Annotated in this window: 18 protein-coding genes and 1 rRNA gene; 5 read left to right on the top strand and 14 right to left on the bottom strand. The window is 42.3% G+C overall.

From position 1 onward, the window contains the following. Positions 1–4 precede the first annotated feature (4 nt). The 3 genes from rrf to FTT74_RS06540 all read left to right on the top strand — a co-directional run bounded on the left by rrf (position 5) and on the right by FTT74_RS06540 (position 3,173). Positions 5–119: ribosomal RNA gene (gene rrf / locus FTT74_RS06530) — 5S ribosomal RNA — on the top strand. 334 nt (positions 120–453) lie between these two features. Beyond that, the gene (locus tag FTT74_RS06535) at positions 454–1,812 is read left to right on the top strand and encodes an MFS transporter (protein WP_136144752.1); all 1,359 of its coding nucleotides are present in this window, start codon (positions 454–456) and stop codon (positions 1,810–1,812) included. Between the two features lie 191 nt (positions 1,813–2,003). Next, positions 2,004–3,173: a PQQ-dependent sugar dehydrogenase gene (locus tag FTT74_RS06540; RefSeq protein ID WP_179988777.1), complete on the top strand. Its 1,170-nt coding sequence runs from the start codon at positions 2,004–2,006 to the stop codon at positions 3,171–3,173. Between the two features lie 425 nt (positions 3,174–3,598). Here FTT74_RS06540 and FTT74_RS06545 read toward each other — a convergent pair whose 3' ends face one another. The 4 genes from FTT74_RS06545 to ribF all read right to left on the bottom strand — a co-directional run bounded on the left by FTT74_RS06545 (position 3,599) and on the right by ribF (position 8,520). Beyond that, a complete protein-coding gene (locus tag FTT74_RS06545) occupies positions 3,599–4,081 on the bottom strand; it encodes a peptidylprolyl isomerase (protein ID WP_004974037.1) in 483 nt (160 codons plus the stop codon). Then, complete coding sequence (gene lspA, locus FTT74_RS06550; protein ID WP_004974039.1) at positions 4,074–4,613, bottom strand: signal peptidase II; 540 nt, start codon at positions 4,611–4,613, stop codon at positions 4,074–4,076. The genes FTT74_RS06545 and lspA overlap by 8 nt, the downstream gene beginning before the upstream one ends. Further along, positions 4,606–7,452, bottom strand: a complete 2,847-nt coding sequence (ileS, locus tag FTT74_RS06555; protein ID WP_179988776.1) for an isoleucine--tRNA ligase — start codon at positions 7,450–7,452, stop codon at positions 4,606–4,608. Before ileS ends, lspA begins: the two co-directional genes overlap by 8 nt. A 66-nt stretch (positions 7,453–7,518) precedes the next feature. Beyond that, complete coding sequence (gene ribF / locus FTT74_RS06560; protein WP_178867014.1) at positions 7,519–8,520, bottom strand: riboflavin biosynthesis protein RibF; 1,002 nt, start codon at positions 8,518–8,520, stop codon at positions 7,519–7,521. A gap of 206 nt (positions 8,521–8,726) precedes the next feature. Between ribF and FTT74_RS06565 the strand changes: the two genes are divergently transcribed. Beyond that, positions 8,727–9,293, top strand: coding sequence for a 5'-nucleosidase (locus FTT74_RS06565; protein WP_179988779.1), 567 nt, complete (start codon positions 8,727–8,729; stop codon positions 9,291–9,293). A 79-nt stretch (positions 9,294–9,372) separates the two neighbouring features. Here FTT74_RS06565 and FTT74_RS06570 read toward each other — a convergent pair whose 3' ends face one another. From FTT74_RS06570 to ubiG, 9 genes are all read right to left on the bottom strand, one after another. Further along, positions 9,373–10,050: a TetR family transcriptional regulator C-terminal domain-containing protein gene (locus FTT74_RS06570; RefSeq protein WP_136144515.1), complete on the bottom strand. Its 678-nt coding sequence runs from the start codon at positions 10,048–10,050 to the stop codon at positions 9,373–9,375. A gap of 418 nt (positions 10,051–10,468) precedes the next feature. Next, positions 10,469–11,815, bottom strand: a complete 1,347-nt coding sequence (gene argA / locus FTT74_RS06575; RefSeq protein WP_179988775.1) for an amino-acid N-acetyltransferase — start codon at positions 11,813–11,815, stop codon at positions 10,469–10,471. Between the two features lie 145 nt (positions 11,816–11,960). Continuing rightward, positions 11,961–12,344, bottom strand: coding sequence for an RcnB family protein (locus FTT74_RS06580; RefSeq protein ID WP_004974051.1), 384 nt, complete (start codon positions 12,342–12,344; stop codon positions 11,961–11,963). Between the two features lie 202 nt (positions 12,345–12,546). After that, positions 12,547–12,936, bottom strand: coding sequence for an RcnB family protein (locus FTT74_RS06585; RefSeq protein ID WP_154320157.1), 390 nt, complete (start codon positions 12,934–12,936; stop codon positions 12,547–12,549). A gap of 246 nt (positions 12,937–13,182) precedes the next feature. Beyond that, complete coding sequence (locus tag FTT74_RS06590) at positions 13,183–13,338, bottom strand: hypothetical protein (protein ID WP_004974054.1); 156 nt, start codon at positions 13,336–13,338, stop codon at positions 13,183–13,185. Positions 13,339–13,467: 129 nt separating this feature from the next. Next, the gene (locus FTT74_RS06595) at positions 13,468–13,887 is read right to left on the bottom strand and encodes a hypothetical protein (protein ID WP_004974057.1); all 420 of its coding nucleotides are present in this window, start codon (positions 13,885–13,887) and stop codon (positions 13,468–13,470) included. 207 nt (positions 13,888–14,094) lie between these two features. Continuing rightward, positions 14,095–14,841 (bottom strand): YciK family oxidoreductase, encoded by a 747-nt coding sequence (locus FTT74_RS06600; RefSeq protein WP_179988774.1) that lies wholly within the window; start codon positions 14,839–14,841, stop codon positions 14,095–14,097. 69 nt (positions 14,842–14,910) lie between these two features. Next, a complete protein-coding gene (locus FTT74_RS06605) occupies positions 14,911–15,612 on the bottom strand; it encodes an HAD family hydrolase (protein WP_004974060.1) in 702 nt (233 codons plus the stop codon). Continuing rightward, on the bottom strand, positions 15,609–16,325 hold the full coding sequence (ubiG, locus tag FTT74_RS06610; protein WP_004974063.1) for a bifunctional 2-polyprenyl-6-hydroxyphenol methylase/3-demethylubiquinol 3-O-methyltransferase UbiG: 717 nt from the start codon (positions 16,323–16,325) through the stop codon (positions 15,609–15,611). The genes FTT74_RS06605 and ubiG overlap by 4 nt, the downstream gene beginning before the upstream one ends. A 181-nt stretch (positions 16,326–16,506) precedes the next feature. On the opposite strand from ubiG, the gene FTT74_RS06615 reads away from it, so the two are divergent. Continuing rightward, complete coding sequence (locus tag FTT74_RS06615) at positions 16,507–17,127, top strand: thiol:disulfide interchange protein DsbA/DsbL (RefSeq protein ID WP_004974070.1); 621 nt, start codon at positions 16,507–16,509, stop codon at positions 17,125–17,127. Between the two features lie 114 nt (positions 17,128–17,241). Here the strand turns inward: FTT74_RS06615 and FTT74_RS06620 are convergent, their stop codons facing one another. Then, the gene (locus tag FTT74_RS06620; RefSeq protein ID WP_136144683.1) at positions 17,242–17,898 is read right to left on the bottom strand and encodes a TetR family transcriptional regulator; all 657 of its coding nucleotides are present in this window, start codon (positions 17,896–17,898) and stop codon (positions 17,242–17,244) included. Between the last annotated feature and the right edge of the window lie 91 nt (positions 17,899–17,989).

The following is a 17,989-nucleotide window of genomic DNA, read 5'->3' on the forward strand; positions in this document are numbered from 1 at the left end:
TTGTGCTGGCGACCATAGCAAGAGTGAACCACCTGATCCCTTCCCGAACTCAGAAGTGAAACCTCTTCGCGCTGATGGTAGTGTGGGGTTACCCATGTGAGAGTAAGTCATCGCCAGCTCATTATTCAAAGCCCCCTTGACATAAACGTCAAGGGGGCTTTTTTATACGGAAAGGAAAATATTAAGAAGAAAAGTAGAAGAAAGAAGTTTAAAACAATATATTTACAATAATAAATTATGTGAAAAATATAGCATATATCAAAATATCATAAATTACTGCAAGTCTATTTGGTCGAATTTATCTACAACTTTAGTCTAGGTTTTTAAGAAAATTAACCAGAGTTAAGTTTTTGCTGTAGACAAAAAGTGAATATTGATTCATTTTATATACAAAAGTGAATAACCATTCATTTTTTATAAAATAAAAAGCTCACAATTGGAGGTGAGGGAAAAATGACAGCAACAACAATGAATGTGAATGCTGTAGTGGATCAAGCAAAGTTTAAACCTTTTCATTTAAAAATTGTACTTTGGTGCGTATTTGTCGTTATTTTTGACGGTTATGATTTGGCGATTAACGGTGTGGCTTTACCACTACTGATGCAAGAATGGAATATGACGGCTGTACAGGCAGGTATGCTTGCGAGTACGGCACTGGCAGGCATGATGTTTGGCGCCATGCTGTTTGGCATGTTGGCAGACAAAATTGGCCGTAAAAATGTCATATTAATTTGTGTGACGTTATTTAGTGGCTTTACTTTTTGGGGCGGCTTTGCATCCAACCCAACAGAGTTTGGTATTTTACGTTTTATTGCAGGTTTAGGGATTGGCGGGGTATTGCCTAACCTCGTGGCTTTAACCTCTGAATATGCACCACAAAAAATGCGTAGTACCTTAGTTACCACCATGTTCAGCGGCTATGCCGTGGGCGGCATTATGGCAGCCTTACTTGGTGCATGGTTGACGCCTAGCTTTGGCTGGGAAGTGATGTTCTATATTGCGGGATTACCGTTACTTATTTTGCCTTTATTGTGGTTTTTCTTACCAGAATCTTTAACTTTTTTGGTGAAAAAACAGCAACATGAAAAAGCGCGTCACATCGTCCAGCAAATTAGCCCACAAGAAAATATCAGCCCACAAACACAATTTGTATTAAATGAAGTACAAACCGCAGATGCCTCAATTGCAGCCTTATTTCAAAATAACCGTGGCATGAGTACTTTGCTGTTTTGGTGCTGCTTCTTTATGTGTTTGTTGATGGTTTATGCTTTGGGCAGTTGGTTGCCAAAACTGATGATGGCAGCAGGTTATTCGCTGGGTAACAGTTTAATGTTCTTAATGGCGATGAACATTGGTGCTGTGATCGGAACCATCAGTGGCGGGATTTTAGCAGACCGTTTCCACTTAAAACCTGTGATTATTGGCATGTTTTTATTGGGCGCATTCTCTCTAGTGGGTCTAGGCTTTAATTCACCACAGCCTGTGATTTATTTATTGGTGGGCTTAGCAGGTGCTTCTGCCATTGGCAGCAGTATTTTATTGTATAGCTTTGTTGCTCAGTATTATCCACTTACGATTCGTTCTACAGGTATCGGCTGTGCTTCTGCAGTGGGGCGTGTCGGTGCGATTGTAGGCCCTATTATTATTGGCGTACTTTTGGGCATGGATTTACCACATAAAATGAACTTTTTGGCGGTGGCGATTCCTGCAGTGATTGGTGCAATTGCAGTAGCACTGATTCGTTTACAAAGTACATCACAGGTGGTGAGTGAGCCAAGCGTGGTTAAAAAAGCCAGCCGATCTTATAGTTAATTGATCGTTAGTGTTTTGGGACTTTGAAATTAAGGAGCATTGCTCCTTAATTTTTTGCCTATTCACTTTGTAGAAGATTTAAGTAAGAAAGTGTGTATCGCTACATTTCTACTGTGCACGAGGTACATTTCATTGATTATGATGTCTTGATTAGCACAAGCAAAGATTGAATGAATAGAGGAGCAATTAGGATGCTCAAGATAAATCGGCAATACTATGGATTTATATGTCTAGTTGTATTGGGTTTAACTACAGGGTGTAATGCGCAAGTTGAGCCGAAACAGAACACGGCTGCTTTAGAGTCAAAATCAACTTCTGCACAAAATTTACAACGCTATCAAATACAGCCAATTGCAGATTTTAATGAGCCGTGGGCATTGGCAGAATTACCCGATGGACGCCTATTAATTACAGAAAAAGCGGGGAAATTAAAACTTTTTGATCCAAAAACAGGTCAAAGCTTAGATGTTCAAGCTATCCCTGAAGTCGCCTATGGCGGACAAGGTGGTTTGGGTGATGTCATTTTAGATCCTGAATTTCAACAGAATCAGCAGATTTATTTAAGTTATGCCGAAGTGGGTACGGGTGGTTACGGTGCAGTCGTGATTCGGGGCAAGCTTGTATTAGATGCTAAACCCACGCCAAAACTCACCGAAACTCAAAGAATCTGGCAGCAAGTGCCGAAAGTATCGGGACAAGGACATTATGCGCATCGTATAAAGTTTGGGGCAGATGGCAAATTATGGATAAGTTCTGGTGAGCGACAAAAGTTTGAACCTGCTCAGGATTTAAAATCTAATTTAGGTAAAATTTTACGTTTAAATACAGATGCTACAACACCTTTAGACAATCCATTTCAAACACATGGAGAGATTGCCAAGCAAGTCTGGAGTTTGGGGTATCGCAACCCTTTAGGCATGGCATTCGATTCTACAGGGCAGCTTTGGGTTGCAGAAATGGGACCTAAAGGGGGTGATGAGTTGAATTTGATTGTCAAGGGCGAAAACTATGGCTATCCATTGGTGTCGAATGGTGATCATTATAATGGGTTGCCCATTCCAGACCATGCAACTCGTCCTGAATTTACAGCCCCTGTTCTGGATTGGACGCCAGTCATCTCTCCCTCAAGTTTGATGTTTTATACGGGAGATGTATTCCCACATTGGAAGCATAAAGCGATTCTTGGTGGTTTATCTTCAAAAGCAATTATTGTGGTGGATACGCAAGCACAGCCTGTTCGGGAGTTACAGCGTATCGAGATGGGTCAGCGGATTCGTGGCGTACTTCAAGCACAGGATGGCAATATTTGGGTGATTGAAGATGGTCAATCTGCCAGATTGCTTAAATTGGTGGCTCCATAAAATAAATTTCTTCAGGTCTAAACTTATTTCAAAGTAGGACAAAAAAACAAATAGAAAAAAGCCCCAACATCATGTCGGGGCTTTTTCAGATTTATGTTTAGGTATTACTCCTGTTATACCTTTCAGCGTCCTGCCGTTATATTATTTATTATTGTTATTCTTGCTTTTAGAAACATCCTGTTTCTGTATGTGTTAAATATAAAATGAAAGCTGATCTTTGCCTAGCGTCAATTTTCTGCAGTGCATGTAAGCTAAAACGTACAACGATATATCGGTAAAATATAGATCAATAAACTGGATTTATTTAATTTTAAGTATTTGATTATATTTAATAATTATCTTATTCAATAAAAAATCTCCCAAATTCATTTTCTTGTACTTGGGAGATTTGAACAGCAGAAAGATGCAGTAAGTATGCAAATTGATTACATCAACTTAATACCTTGTTGTCCTGCTGGGGTCACTCTAAAGATTTCAACTTCAAAGGTAATATTTTTACCCGCTAAAGGGTGGTTAAAGTCTACTTCAGTCACATCATCGTTGACAGATTTCACCACGCCATAGAGGCTTTGTTTGGCTTTATCTTCAAATTCAATCATGTGTCCTTCAACTGGATGTTGCTCAAATTTAACCGTATCAAAAGTTTGTACGTTTTCAGGATTCCATGGACCAAATGCTTCTTCAGGTGGAAGACTCACGGTACGACGGTCACCTGCACGTAAACCAAATAATGACTTTTCAAAACCAGGTAATAGGCTGCCATCGCCCATGACCAAACTTACAGGTTCAGCGCGGCTACGGGTGTTGTCAATTTCTACACCATTTTCAATGGCGACAGAAAAGTGCAATTCGACTTTTGAGCCATCTTCAATACGAGTTTCATCATTTGGATTAATAATTTCAGTCATGTTGCGCCTGCGCTCGTTCAATTCGGTGCTTTTCTAGGAAAAACGTATCAATTAACAGCAGAATGGTGCCAAGTGTGATGGCACTGTCTGCAATATTAAAGGCAGGGAAGTGGCTGTTGTTGTAGTACACGTGAATAAAATCGACCACGTAGCCAAGACTGACCCGATCAATTAAATTCCCAATCGCACCGCCTAAAATCAAGGCAATCGCCAAAGGCAGTACGATGACATTTTTTGGCATACGCATTAGCCAAAATACAAAAATTACAGACACTAAACCTGCCAGTGAGGTAAAGAAATAACGTTGCCATCCACCTGCATCGGACAAGAAACTAAAGGCAGCGCCATAGTTATGCAGTAAAGTCCAATTCAAAAAGGGCAATACAGGCACTGGATCTGCGTAATTCAGATGCGATACTGCAATCCATTTGGTCCATTGGTCGAGAATAATCGCGACAATGGACAAGCCCACCCACCATAAATTATGTGGATAGAACTGGAATAAGCCCTTTTTGTGTTGTGGATTAGGCATATTTTCTCTCTTCGCCTTGACCTGTTGGAAGGTTGATAATACAACGTGAGCACAAACCTGGATGTGCAGAATGTGTATTCACATCAGGGAGTACATGCCAGCAACGTACACATTTTTCGCCATCTGCTGCAGAAACTTTCACGTTCAAGCCATCTAAATCAGAGGCTTCACCTTGTGCAGCATCAAAGCCATTCACAACCACTTGTGAGGTAATCAGGACAAAACGTAGCTCATCGCCTAGTTTATCCAATACGGCTTTGAGTTCGTCATTCGCCCAAAGCTCAACTTTAGCAGACAGGTTGGAACCAACGGTTTTGGCAGTACGTGCAGCTTCAATGAATTTATTGACGGCAGATTTAACTGCAATTAGGGTTTGCCATTCCGCTTCTGCCAAGATGTTGGCTTCAGAAGCCACTGGAATGTCATACCATTCTGCAGTGAAGACATATTTTTCTGATTGCTCAGGAATTAGCGGCCATGCTTCTTGTGCCGTAAAGCTTAAGATTGGTGCCATCCAGCGAACGAAAGCCTGAACCAAGTGATACAAAGCGGTTTGTGCAGAATGACGTGCTTGCGAGTCTGCTTTGGTGGTGTACTGACGGTCTTTGATGATATCGAGGTAGAAACCACCCAAGTCATTAATACAGAAGTTGGTCAGCGCACTGGTTACGATATGGAAGTTCATATCTTCATAGGCTTGCTGAATGGTTTTCTGTACTTCTGCGGCACGTTGCAGGATGTATTGATCCAGTGCAATCAACTGATCTACAGGCAGAGCATCTGTAGCGGGTTTGAAACCATTTAAGTTAGCCAACAAGAAACGCAAAGTATTACGGATACGACGATAACCGTCAGAGGCACGGCTAAAGATTTCCTTACCTGCGGTCATTTCATAGCGATAATCCGCCGATGCAATCCAGAAGCGTAGGCCGTCTGCACCCATGTCTTTAATAATGTCTTGTGGGGTAATAATGTTACCCAACGATTTCGACATTTTGCGACCTTTTTCATCCACCACAAAGCCGTGTGTTAACAAGCCTTTATATGGTGCGCGTTCATTGATTGCAATCGAGGTGAGTAATGAAGATTGGAACCAACCACGGTGTTGGTCTGAACCTTCAAGATATAAATCGGCTGGGTCTTGCAACTCTTCACGCTCACGTAGAACTGCATAATGCGTCGTACCTGAGTCGAACCAAACGTCTAAGGTGTCGCGTACTGCATTGTAGTGCTCGGCATCCTCGCCAATGAAGTCTTTGGCTTCACGGTTGTACCAGCCATCAATCCCTTCTTGTTCGATCAGTTTCGCAACTTCTTCGATCAATTCAGGTGTGCGTGGGTGCAATTCGTTGGTGTCTTTATGTACAAAGAATGGAATTGGCACGCCCCAAGTACGTTGACGTGAAATACACCAGTCTGGGCGACCTTCAATCATCGCTTGGATACGGTTTTTACCCCAATCAGGTACAAAGCTGATGTCATTTTCAATCGCATTCAGTGCGCCTTGACGTAAACCTTTGGCATCCATGCTGATAAACCATTGTGGTGTAGCGCGGAAAATAATTGGAGTTTTATGACGCCAGCAGTGCGGATAGCTGTGTTTGATTGGGTGATGTGCCCACAGCTTATTGTTTTCTGCCAAAGTCGCAATAATTTGTGGATTGGCTTTGTAGATGTGTTCGCCTGCAAAGATTGGTGCAGTAGGTAAATATACGCCATTGCCACCGACAGGATTGTCAACTTTTAGGTTGTATTGTAAGCCAACTTTATAGTCGTCCACACCATGTCCAGGCGCGGTATGTACTGCACCTGTACCGCTTGTTGCGGTCACGTGTTCACCTAAAATCACAGGTACTTGGCGTGCTTGAATCAGTGGATGTTGTAAGATCAGGTTTTCGAGTTTGTCACCTGTGAAGTCAGCCAATACTTCATAGCTGCTAAAGCCATAGCGTTCAGTTGCTGACAGTACCAATTCTTTGGCCAAAATAAAGTTTTGTGGTGCTTTTTCATCGGCACGTGCCTTCACCAATTGGTATTCAATTTCGGCATGTAATGCAACGGCTTGGTTCGCAGGTAAAGTCCACGGTGTAGTCGTCCAAATGACGATGTCAGTGGCATCATTCACTTGCACATCCAAACGTGCAGATAAATCGGCTAAATCGACCACAGCAAAACCGACATCAATTGCATCGGATTTTTTATCTTCATATTCAACTTCGGCTTCTGCCAATGCAGAACCACAGTCCAAACACCAGTTCACAGGTTTAAGACCCGGTTCAATATGACCTGCTTTGGCAATTGCACCCAATGAACGCACGATATCGGCTTCTTGCTTGAAGTTCATGGTGAGGTAAGGATTGTCCCAATCACCAAATACACCCATACGCACGAAGTCTTTTTTCTGTAATTCGACTTGGGTGTAAGCATATTCGCGACAGGATTTACGGAAAGTCGAAGCATCGACTTTTACACCCACCTTACCCACTTTTTCTTCTACTTTAAGTTCAATTGGTAAACCGTGACAGTCCCAACCCGGAACGTAGGGTGCGTCAAAACCATCCATGACACGGCTTTTAATAATAATGTCTTTCAGGACTTTATTGACCGCGTGACCCAAGTGAATTTGACCATTGGCATACGGAGGGCCATCGTGAAGCACATATTTTTTCTTGCCAATACGCGATGCACGAATCTGCTGATAAATGTTGTCGGCATACCACTCTTCTAACCATTTCGCTTCACGTACTGCGAGATTTGCTTTCATTGCAAATTCAGTACCTGGGAGGTTTAGCGTGGCTTTATAATCCACTGCATTTTCAGGAGTTTGCTTATCGCTCATGCAAGTTGTCTTCCAGTTGAATCAGCCCATGGACTGACGCGTTTTACATTAAATATTTAGGGTAAATTAAAAAGGGAAATTTGGATGATCTTGTCGAAATTCAAGAAGTTTTTCAACATCATCATCAATTCCCGCTTTGAGTGCTTCAAGCGAAGGGTAATTTTTTTCGCCATGTAAATAGTTTAAAAATGTGACCCGCATTAATAAGCCATACAGATTAGCAGAAACATTGGGGAAATGTACTTCTAATCGCCATTCGGGCTGTACTTGTTGGATGGCTGGGCGCGTACCCACATGTCCTGCACCAAACAGACTGTTCGGGCTGTAGCCTGCAACACCCGTTTTATCGGGATGATCATGTTTGACTTTTTCACTTAAAGCGGTGGTTTCACACACCACTTCAACGCCATAAATGCCATTTAAGCAGGGTTTATGGCGGTTTAAGCGCACATTAATGGTTGGAAAATCTAGGGTACGACCAATTTGATCGCCATATTGGACGCGCCCTGTAATGCTATATGGGCGTCCAAGCAGTTTGGCTGCCAGTGCCAAATCGCCTGCTTGTAAAGTTTGACGAATACGGGTTGAGCTAACACGCTCACCATTTAGTTCAATGGTGTTTAAATTGGTGACCTGAAAGCCATAGTTGCGCAAAAACTCGCTATTGCCTTGGCGGTTTTTACCAAAATGGAAGTCATCACCCAAGACCAAATGCGAGGCATTCAGGGTATCTTTTAAAAGTTTTGCAAAGGCTTCGGCGCTTAAACTGCGGAAATGATTGTCAAATTTCGCTACTGCAATGTAGTCGATGCCCAATTCAGTCAGATATTCGACTTTTTCCCGCAAAGAACTGATACGTGGCGGGGCATCATAACCTTTAAAAAATTCCAGTGGTTGTGGTTCAAATAGCATCACCACCGTTTTTAGTTGTTGTGCGGCAGCCACTGCTTTGAGTTGTTGAATCATCGCCTGATGACCGACATGCACGCCATCAAAATTGCCAATGGTCACGGCAGTTTGAGCTAAGTCGGTGGTAGAAGATAAAGCATTCAGGCGGAGCAGCTGCATGGTCGAATGAAAGTTGAAAATTTGTAAGAGCTATATATTGCCATATTCTCGCGCTTTCGTCTTGTTGTTGTGTTTTTAACCTGAAAAATTATCGAAAAATCAGGCAAAATCCGACAATTTAATCTGCAAATCGCAATCGGGTTTGCACCGCATTCAAATTTCTTTTCTAATGGGGCGGTTTTAATGAACTGCACGAGTAGATGGCTATGAATTCTGATTTTGCTTTAATTATGGCATTGCCCAGTGAGTCTAAAGGCTTGTTTGAGCAAGCTGGGATTCAGGTGCATTACAGTGGCATTGGTAAAGTGAATGCCGCATTTAAAGCCTTTGAAGTGATTCAGAAAACAGGCTGTAAAACCTTGCTCAATTTAGGCACTGCGGGCAGCTCCCATTTTGATGCGCATGCTTTGGTGGAAGTGAGTCAGTTTGTACAGCGAGATATGGATGTTTCACCGTTGGGTTTTCAGGTGGGGGTCACGCCAATGGATCAGGAACATCCTGCAGAAATTCATTTGGAACGCTATTTTGAGCATTTGCCAAGTGGTATTTGTGGTACGGGGGATAGCTTTGAAACGGGTACGCCCAAAGTACCGTGTCAGTTGGTTGACATGGAAGGCTATGCGATTGCCAAAGTCTGTAAAAAATTAGGGGTGCGGATGCTGTCGGTGAAATATATTACCGATGGTGCCAATGATACAGCGCATTTAGACTGGGAAGAAAACTTGTTGTTGGGTGCGCAAAAACTATTGTCTTTGTATCAGGGTCTTAAATAATATCGTTGCCAAAACGCCACGACCCTAGTCATAACTAGGGTCGTGAGTAAAAGTGCGTATCTTAGTTAGTGCTGTGCAATTAGTCTTCTGATTCTTGTTCAGGTGTGGCAGTGACCACAGCGGCTTGAGGTGCATCCACTTCGTCCTGACGCGGCATAATACCGTAGAGCATCATGTGAACTGTATGTTGCAAGACACGTTGCAACATGCTGCGGTTGCGCAGGGTTTTACCTGTCACCATTTCCATTTGCGTTGCAAAGTCGGCATAGTTTTGGGTAATCGCCCAAATATTCAAAATAAGCAACTCAGGATCAATCTGCTTAGACAGTTTGCCTTGCTCTTGCCACATGGTAATGACTTTGGCTTTGCGTTTGACCAGTTTTTTCAGAGGGCCTTTTAAAATTTCCTGAATATGTGGCGCACCTTGAATCACTTCTAATGCAAATAGACGTGATGCTTTCGGCTGAGTACGTGAAACCTCAATTTTCTGCAGCAGATAATTGGTAATTGCTTCATCAGGCTCGAGTTCAGCTTCGAGCATTTGCAAAGGTGCAAGCCATTTTTGTAGTACTGTAGTTAGTACTTCAACATATAAGGCTTCTTTATTTTCATAATAATAGAAAATATTCGACTTATGCATCTCTGCAATTTGTGCGATTTCGTCCAAACTCGCGCCGCTAAATCCGTATAAAGAAAATACGTCGAGTGCAGCATTGAGAAGCTGATGGCGTTTTTGTGTACTCTTTTTTTGTTCCATTCGTAATTTTAAAACAATGAAAAAAGGGAATTATTAATTGTACGGCAAATCATCAGGCTTGTGCATCTTTTAAAGATGTATTTTTAAAATATTTTTAGTTTATTCTGTAGTTTAGCTATTAAATCCGTGAAAAGCATGATTAGAGAGGGGGAGTATCTTGTTTTTGTATTTTCTGACTGAATGAATAAGTTTTTTGAATTTTCTATATAAATGATAAAAGTAAAGTTTCTTCCTGCCTTGCATCAATTTTATTTAAAAAAACTAAACAGTGGTGTGGATGCTGCCAATTTTGATCATCCCTACACTGTCGTGCTGACAGGTATAGGTGTGATGACCTGATTTAATCGGCAGCATGTTCCACGTGAAACATTTCTGGGTTTTGATTGTGCTGTGTCATTCAGCGTACCAAAAGTTTCGCTTAGAGCCGTTTTTTACACACAATTGAGTTGCGTTGATAGTTATATAAAGCCTGACGTGCATCGGGTAAATCATCGACACTGGCAGGTGCAAAGCCCTGTTCTAAAAACCAGTGTGCGGTGCGAGTGGTTAAAATAAATAATTGCTGAATACCCATGGTTTTGGCTTTATCTTCTAAATAATCCAGAATTTGGCGACCACGGTTGGATTTACGATAAGCAGGATGCACCGCGACACAGGCAATTTCGGCCGACTTGAGTTCATGACCTGTGGTCGGAATGGGGTACAAGGCGGCACAGGCGAGAATCATGCCGTCACGTTCAATCACTGCAAATTGTCCAATTTCATTTTCCAGACGCTCACGTGAACGATATACCAACACGCCTTCTTCTTCTAAAGGACGTAATAAACGAATCAAACCGCCTACATCCTGAATATTGGCCGTACGCACTTCTTCATAATGTGCATCACTCACCATCGTCCCTGAACCATCACGGGTAAACAGTTCTTCGAGTAAAGCACCATCGTAGGCATAGGAAATGAGATGTACCCGATGTACGCCGTTTAATGAGGCATCTTGGGCTGCATTTAAGTGTAAAGCCAATTCAGGATGATGTCGCTGAGCATCTTCAATATATGGAGTTAAATGTTGCGGATGAACTTCACGTTGCAATTGACCTTCGGCATTCTGCAAACCGTGCTGCGCGCCTAAGAAAATCAGTTTGTCAGCTTTTAATTGAATGGCAGTTTTAGTTGCCACTTCTTCAGCCAACAAGTTAAACACTTCACCTGTGGTGGAATAACCTGTTGGACCGAGCAACACAATATTATGATTTTCTAAATGGCGTTGAATGGCATCGACATCTACAGTGCGGACTTCGCCAGTCAGTTGATAATCGACCCCATCACGAATGCCATACGGTTTGGCGGTGATAAAGTTACCCGACACCACATCAATCCGTGCGCCGTACATAGGGGAGTTAGCTAGCCCCATCGACAATAAGGCTTCAATTTGCAGGCGAATTGAACCGACAGCATTCATGACACACGATAAAGATTCACGAGTGGTGACACGACGTTGCAAATGAAACGGTGTATCAATTTGGCTGAATTTTAAGTTTTGATTAATTTGTGGACGCGCACCATGTACCAAAATCAAACGAATACCAAGCGAGTGTAGTAGGGCAATATCATGAATAATGTGCTGAAAGTTTTCATGCAAAACCGCTTCACCATCGAACATAATCACAAAGGTTTTATTGCGGTGGGCATTGATATAAGGCGCAGAATGTCTAAACCAATGCACATATTGTAAGGTTGTGCTGTGCGGGTTTTCAGTTGGAGTCATTCGTTGGCCTGCTGTAATGATCGATGGTGCTGTCTTTGATTCTAATCAAAAAATTCTGCAGCGGAAGACTAAATATAAAAAAACACCTGAATGGTGCTTCAGGTGTTGTGGAGAAATGCTATTTTTCAGCTCAGGCTGAACGGTTTTAGCCAATAATACGAATAATACGCTGGGTGCGCTCATTAATCAGCACATAGTCACCGTTGACTTTATACCACTGCTGATAACGACCTGTGTTGGGTAAACGACGTGCTTCACGATCACTGACTTTGTAGCGGTTCGCATCATATCCGCGTGGGAGGTTTTGACCTACACGCCAGTCACGACTTGGATTCACGCGTTTTTGATCATAACGCTTTTGTTCCCACTGTGCATGATGACGTGGATTGTCCCAACGCTTGTCGTGATGTTTATAGGTGGCACTCGCTTGATGACGACGATCATCATAACGATGGTCGGGTGCTGCCATAGCCGATGTTGCCATGATTGCGCTTAAAGACAGTGCTAAGGTGCTGAGTAATTTTTTCATGCGACTTACCTTCAGTTTTAAATATGGGGTAGATGTGTCCAAATTAGTCAAATACTCAAGATAAATGATGGTGGAAATTGAGGTGAATTGTGAATTTTATGGAGAAAACAAGGAGAGCCTGAGCGGACTATCGCTCTATAAAAAAAGCCCAAAGTGAGCTTTGGGCTATGTATTTAGATATTGTGTATGTACAACAGTAGGTCTATAAACCTGCGATACGCAAAATATGGTGATTTTCGACATCGACCAAAATGTAGTCTTGGTTGATTTTATACCATTGTTGTTTGCGTTCAGGGCGGGGCAAGTTATGTTCCTGATAATCGACTTTATAACCATTGCCACGATAATGCTGCGGCATGACATAACCCGTTTGCCATTTATGTTGTTGTAAGCGTTTTACACCACGTTCTTCACGCATGCGGCGTTTGTCTTGCATACGCTCTTCTGCATCGGCACGAAATTCATGTTTATTGTGTGCTTGGTTACGAGGATGGTCAGCTGAGTCTCGATCAAATTGAGGAGCGGCAGTTGCAAAATTGCTGCTTAGTAAAGCACTGAAAGACATTGCCAGAACTGTCAAAATCTTTTTCATGTAAACCCCTCATTCTCTCATCTTGATATCACAGTTCATACTTTAACCATTAAATGCAGAGAAACTGTGAAGAAAGCACATGAATTTTTTAAATACGCTCTGCAGGATGCGGCATGGTATTGATTCTATTATGCGACAAAATACGAAATTTAGTAGCTATCGCTCAGAAAATAGGGGTGGGATGATTTTTCTTGTGCTAAGGAAAGGATGAGACATCACCATAGCAGCGTACTGCTATGGTCTGCTTTAGTTCCAATGTTCAGTTAAGCCTTGTAAAGATTGCACAGCGATGGCAACACATTCGGCTGTTTCACGATCATCCAAAGCCACAATTAAATGCTGACCTAATTGCAAGCTTTCAATACTTTGAATCACGGCAGTTTTACGTTGAATATCAGTCATCACAATTTACCTAATGCTTGTTGTGGAGATACATCAAGCATAGGTGATGTATATTGATTTGGAAAACCGTATAATTTTATAAAAACAATCCAATAAAACGATTATTGCCACCGTTGCCATGAGTTTTGCTTAATAGGCGTAGTTTAAATCGGTGTAGTCGGTCAATGATTTTTGAATATGTGCATTGATAAATTCGCGTACATCTTCAGTACTCATTGGTGCGCCTTGCTTGCTAATCACGTGTTCAATTTCAGGTTGCCCTTCAATTTTAATACGATAAACAAAGTTTTTAACCACTTTGTAGGCATCGTCCAGTTTTTCAATGCCTGTGACATAGTGGTAAGCATGTTCAAAATTAAGGTCGGTATGTGAAAATACAAACTGATCAAACAGTTTGATTTTCTGACCGTTGTCGAGTGCCTGAATGTCATCTACGATGCTGGCTTCAAACTTCATGCCATATTTTTCAGAAATAGGCTGACCATCAATCAGTAAAGACACCATACCATCTTCAAGTGGTGTCACGGTGATGTTGTTTAATTCAGTCATGTTGCTCTCTGCATCGTTGAGGTTGAATTGAGATGTGGAAGCATGGTAATCAGGCTTTGCATTGCCAAAAATAGGCAGGATAGAAACCTGAAAATGCTTGTGCGATGCCATTTTACCGCAAATCAATGTGCAAAAATTGGCAATATGCTAGGTTAAGTCCATAAAAAAGGAAGCAAGCGCTTCCTTTCTTCGGATCAAACCACAGGACTAATCCTGTGCATCAATACTTTGACCATTCATGTGCAAGCTGTCATCGCCCATTAAATATAAATAGGCAGGCATGATGGAATCGGGTGTAGGTAAAGTTTTTGGATCTTCATCAGGATAGGCTTTGGCACGCATGGCAGTGCGGGTTGCACCCGGGTTAATGCAGTTGTAGCGAATATTTGGATGCACCTGTTCTTTGGCAAATAACTGGCTCACCGCTTCAATTGCAATTTTAGACACCGAATAAGCACCCCAGCGTTCACGTGCTTCACGACCTACACCTGAACTGGCAAACACGACTGAAGCATGTTCCGATTTTGCCAAAAGTGGTAATAATTCCTGAGTGAGTACAAATGGCGCACGTAAATTCACGGCCATGACGTCATCCCAAACATCGGCAGGGTAATTTGCCAACTCAGTCCGTTCGCCTAAAATGCCTGCATTATGCAAAATACCATCCAAACGTCCGAATTGTTTGTCTAGGGTATCGACCAGTAATTCATAATCTCGTGGTGAAGCACTTGAAAGCTGCAGCGGCAAAATAGCAGGTTGTGGTGCGCCTAAACTTTCGATTTCATCATAAATCACTTCAAGTTTATTTAAGGTACGACCATGCAGCACTACGGTTGCTCCGTGTAGCGCATAACTGAGGGCAGCCGCTCGTCCAATACCATCACCGGCACCTGTGATCAGGATAATACGATCTTTGAGAAGATCGGGGCGAGGTTGATATTCTGAGTATTTCATGGGCATCCCTCCTGTTCATTTCTTATTGCTTATGGGTTGAGTTTCATGTCATCGCTTTACAGGACTGATTCAAGCATTGGCACTGCTGTTTTGCGTTGCAGCTTGCAGCACCAATTTGTCTAAAACCGTATGTAATTCAGTCACTGAATCCACTATACAATCTGCTTGCCATGCTGTTAAGTCATCTTTGTGTTGCAAGGGTAAATAACCGTATGCTGCCAAAATGGTATACATATTGGCGTTACGACCTGCATCGATATCACGTGGATGATCGCCCACATAAATACAATGTTCTGGGGCAATTTCAATCTGTTTGGCCGCCAAATACATAGGTTCTGGGTCTGGCTTGGTACGGCTAACATCTTCAGGGCAGACCAAAACTGCACAGCGTTCAGTTAAATTCAGTGCTTTGAGCAGTGCTTCGCTGAGCCAGCGCGGTTTATTGGTGACAATACCCCACGGAATTTGACGCTGTTCCAACGCATCAAGCAGTGGATACATGCCTTCAAACAGATCAGTTTCGACTGCAATATCTGCACCGTACAGGTCTAAAAAGCGTTGTCGATGGGCCAAAAATACAGGGTCATCTACCTCAAGTTCTGGATAGACCAATTTGACCATCGCCCGCGCACCTTCAGATACCTGTGTGCGAATGGCGTCTGCTGCCACAATCTCACAGCCTTTATCGCGGCACATATCTTGAATGATGCGAATAAAATCTGCAGCGGTATCAATTAAGGTGCCATCGAGGTCAAATAAAACCGCCTTCATTCTGTTGCCTCATTGACCGTGTAGACCATGTAGTTCACATCAACATTAGGTGCCAACCAATAGCGTTTAGTCAGTGGGTTGTAGTGTAAACCCGTCATATCTTTAAGTTTTAAACCCGCTTGGCGAATGTCGTGTGCCAATTCAGACGGTTTAATAAATTTATGATAATCGTGTGTGCCTTTGGCTAACATGCGCAGCACGTATTCTGCCCCAATAATGGCAAATAGGTATGATTTAGGGTTGCGGTTAATGGTCGAGAAAAATACATGACCGCCCGGCTTGACCAGTTTTTGGCAGGCTTGAATAATCGAGGCCGGATCAGGTACGTGCTCTAACATTTCCATGCAAGTCACCACATCGTATTGACCAGCTTGCTCATCTACCAATTGCTCAACAGGAATTTGGCGATATTCAATATTGTGTACGCCTTCTTGTTCTGCATGCAGGCGTGCCACGTTTAAAGGTGCTTCGCCCATATCAATTCCAAGCACATTGGCACCGCGACGAGCCATGCTTTCTGCCAAAATACCACCACCACAGCCGACGTCTAGCACTTTCTTGCCTGCCAAGCCGCCTGCGTGCTCATCAATCCAGTTTAAGCGCAGTGGATTAATCATGTGCAGGGGACGGAACTCGGAATGCTGATCCCACCATATGGCTGCAAATGCTTCAAATTTGGCAATTTCTTGTGGATCAACATTCAAATGCGACATGGGTGCCACCTCAATTGGGTCGTGATAATTGGAAAAATAGATATAAACCCTAGTGTAGCGTTAATTCTAAAAAAAGCGATAAAAGCTGTAAAAAAGTTCACAGAAGGAAAACGAAATCAGCATAATTGATTTATAGTGTTGCCATACACTAAACAGAATGATTTAGAGGATTATAAACGCAATGAAAAAATTCCTTTTAGGTAGTTTGGCAACTGCCATCTTTGCTATTTCTGGTAGCACTATGGCGGCAAATTTTGTAGCAGGTAAAGATTATAGCGTTGTCGCCAACCCGGGTAAGGTTGATGTACCGGGTAAAATTGAAGTGCGTGAGTTCTTTTGGTATGGCTGTGGTCACTGCTTTACTTTAGAACCATATATGCAAACATGGTTACGCCAGTTACCTAAAGATGTGAATTTTGTGCGTACTCCTGCAGCCATGAATCCTGTTTGGGAAATGAATGCACGTGGTTATTATGTGTCTGAAGCTTTGGGTGTGCGCAAGAAAACTCACTTGCCACTTTTCCATGCCATTCATGACAAAGGTCAGCAAATTTTTGACCAACAATCACAAGCTAAATTCTTTGTGAAATATGGTGTACCTGAAGCGAAATTTAACAGCATGTTTAACTCGTTTGCGATCACCTCTAAAATTTCACAAGCTAAACAATTGGCGCGTCAGTACCAATTGACAGGTGTACCTGCGGTGGTGGTGAATGGTAAATATATCGTTCAAGGCGATAACGGCAAAGTGATTCAAGTAGTGAACTACTTGGTTGATCAAGAGCGTAAAGCTAAGAAATAAGCAGATGCAATAACAAGATGATGCAAGGCTGAATCAGCAGCGCATCGCTAAAAACCGCAATGATTGCAACGTCATTGCGGTTTTTTTAATGCAGGTTAAAAGTGTGTTGTATGTTTAATCTGCGACAGGCTGCGGACGTTGCCAGTGGCAAATGCCACGAAATAATAAATGTACTTGAGTAATGGTTTGTTGAATAAAACGCTGCTGTTGTTCAGGTAATTTTTCGGCTTCAAATTGGCGTTCTAAACCAATCCAGCTCATTGCCCAATTTAACGATAAATTAATTAAAATATTGGCCAGAATGTGAAAATCTTCAGCATGCTGAAAATGTTGTACGCTTTCGACCCGTTGTAAATCATTAGCTAAATCTTCAATTAAAAAATCAATTTCACGGGCGATGGCTTGCCGTAAAATGGTCGAACCGCCCCAGCGTTCGGCAATTAAAAAAATCCATTGTTGTGGATGTTGATCGACAGATTTAAAAAATAGGGTCAATGCCTTTTCGGTCTGTGCATCGGGTTGGTATAAATAAGCTTGTCCCAACTGATACAAAATACCTTTAATGTGCAAGGCAACTTGATCGACCAAATCTAGCCCCAACTCATCCATATCTTGAAAATGCCGATAAAATGCGGTGGGCACCAGTCCAATCTGTCGTGAAATTTCTCTTAAGCTAATGCTGCTAAATGCACGTCCTGCGCTGCTGAGTTGCAGCACTGCCTCCATAATTGCCTGACGACTTTGTTGTTTTCGTTCTTCCCGAATCGACATTGTATTTCCTGATTCTGCCAGTGCCGCGCAGTCTAACAAAAACCTGTGTTTCACGATAATACTAAAAGATGAATGAAGCCACTTTGTAAAA

Source organism: Acinetobacter sp. YH01007 (assembly GCF_013420425.1).
Classification (GTDB): Bacteria; Pseudomonadota; Gammaproteobacteria; order Pseudomonadales; family Moraxellaceae; genus Acinetobacter; species Acinetobacter towneri.

Bases quoted from the DNA above. Each gene is read 5' to 3' on its own strand.
- FTT74_RS06535 (WP_136144752.1), top strand. From the start codon at position 454: ATGACAGCAACAACAATGAATGTGAATGCTGTAGTGGATCAAGCAAAG.
- FTT74_RS06540 (WP_179988777.1), top strand. From the start codon at position 2,004: ATGCTCAAGATAAATCGGCAATACTATGGATTTATATGTCTAGTTGTA.
- FTT74_RS06545 (WP_004974037.1), bottom strand. From the start codon at position 4,081: ATGACTGAAATTATTAATCCAAATGATGAAACTCGTATTGAAGATGGC.
- lspA (WP_004974039.1), bottom strand. From the start codon at position 4,613: ATGCCTAATCCACAACACAAAAAGGGCTTATTCCAGTTCTATCCACAT.
- ileS (WP_179988776.1), bottom strand. From the start codon at position 7,452: ATGAGCGATAAGCAAACTCCTGAAAATGCAGTGGATTATAAAGCCACG.
- ribF (WP_178867014.1), bottom strand. From the start codon at position 8,520: ATGCAGCTGCTCCGCCTGAATGCTTTATCTTCTACCACCGACTTAGCT.
- FTT74_RS06565 (WP_179988779.1), top strand. From the start codon at position 8,727: ATGAATTCTGATTTTGCTTTAATTATGGCATTGCCCAGTGAGTCTAAA.
- FTT74_RS06570 (WP_136144515.1), bottom strand. From the start codon at position 10,050: ATGGAACAAAAAAAGAGTACACAAAAACGCCATCAGCTTCTCAATGCT.
- argA (WP_179988775.1), bottom strand. From the start codon at position 11,815: ATGACTCCAACTGAAAACCCGCACAGCACAACCTTACAATATGTGCAT.
- FTT74_RS06580 (WP_004974051.1), bottom strand. From the start codon at position 12,344: ATGAAAAAATTACTCAGCACCTTAGCACTGTCTTTAAGCGCAATCATG.
- FTT74_RS06585 (WP_154320157.1), bottom strand. From the start codon at position 12,936: ATGAAAAAGATTTTGACAGTTCTGGCAATGTCTTTCAGTGCTTTACTA.
- FTT74_RS06590 (WP_004974054.1), bottom strand. From the start codon at position 13,338: ATGACTGATATTCAACGTAAAACTGCCGTGATTCAAAGTATTGAAAGC.
- FTT74_RS06595 (WP_004974057.1), bottom strand. From the start codon at position 13,887: ATGACTGAATTAAACAACATCACCGTGACACCACTTGAAGATGGTATG.
- FTT74_RS06600 (WP_179988774.1), bottom strand. From the start codon at position 14,841: ATGAAATACTCAGAATATCAACCTCGCCCCGATCTTCTCAAAGATCGT.
- FTT74_RS06605 (WP_004974060.1), bottom strand. From the start codon at position 15,612: ATGAAGGCGGTTTTATTTGACCTCGATGGCACCTTAATTGATACCGCT.
- ubiG (WP_004974063.1), bottom strand. From the start codon at position 16,325: ATGTCGCATTTGAATGTTGATCCACAAGAAATTGCCAAATTTGAAGCA.
- FTT74_RS06615 (WP_004974070.1), top strand. From the start codon at position 16,507: ATGAAAAAATTCCTTTTAGGTAGTTTGGCAACTGCCATCTTTGCTATT.
- FTT74_RS06620 (WP_136144683.1), bottom strand. From the start codon at position 17,898: ATGTCGATTCGGGAAGAACGAAAACAACAAAGTCGTCAGGCAATTATG.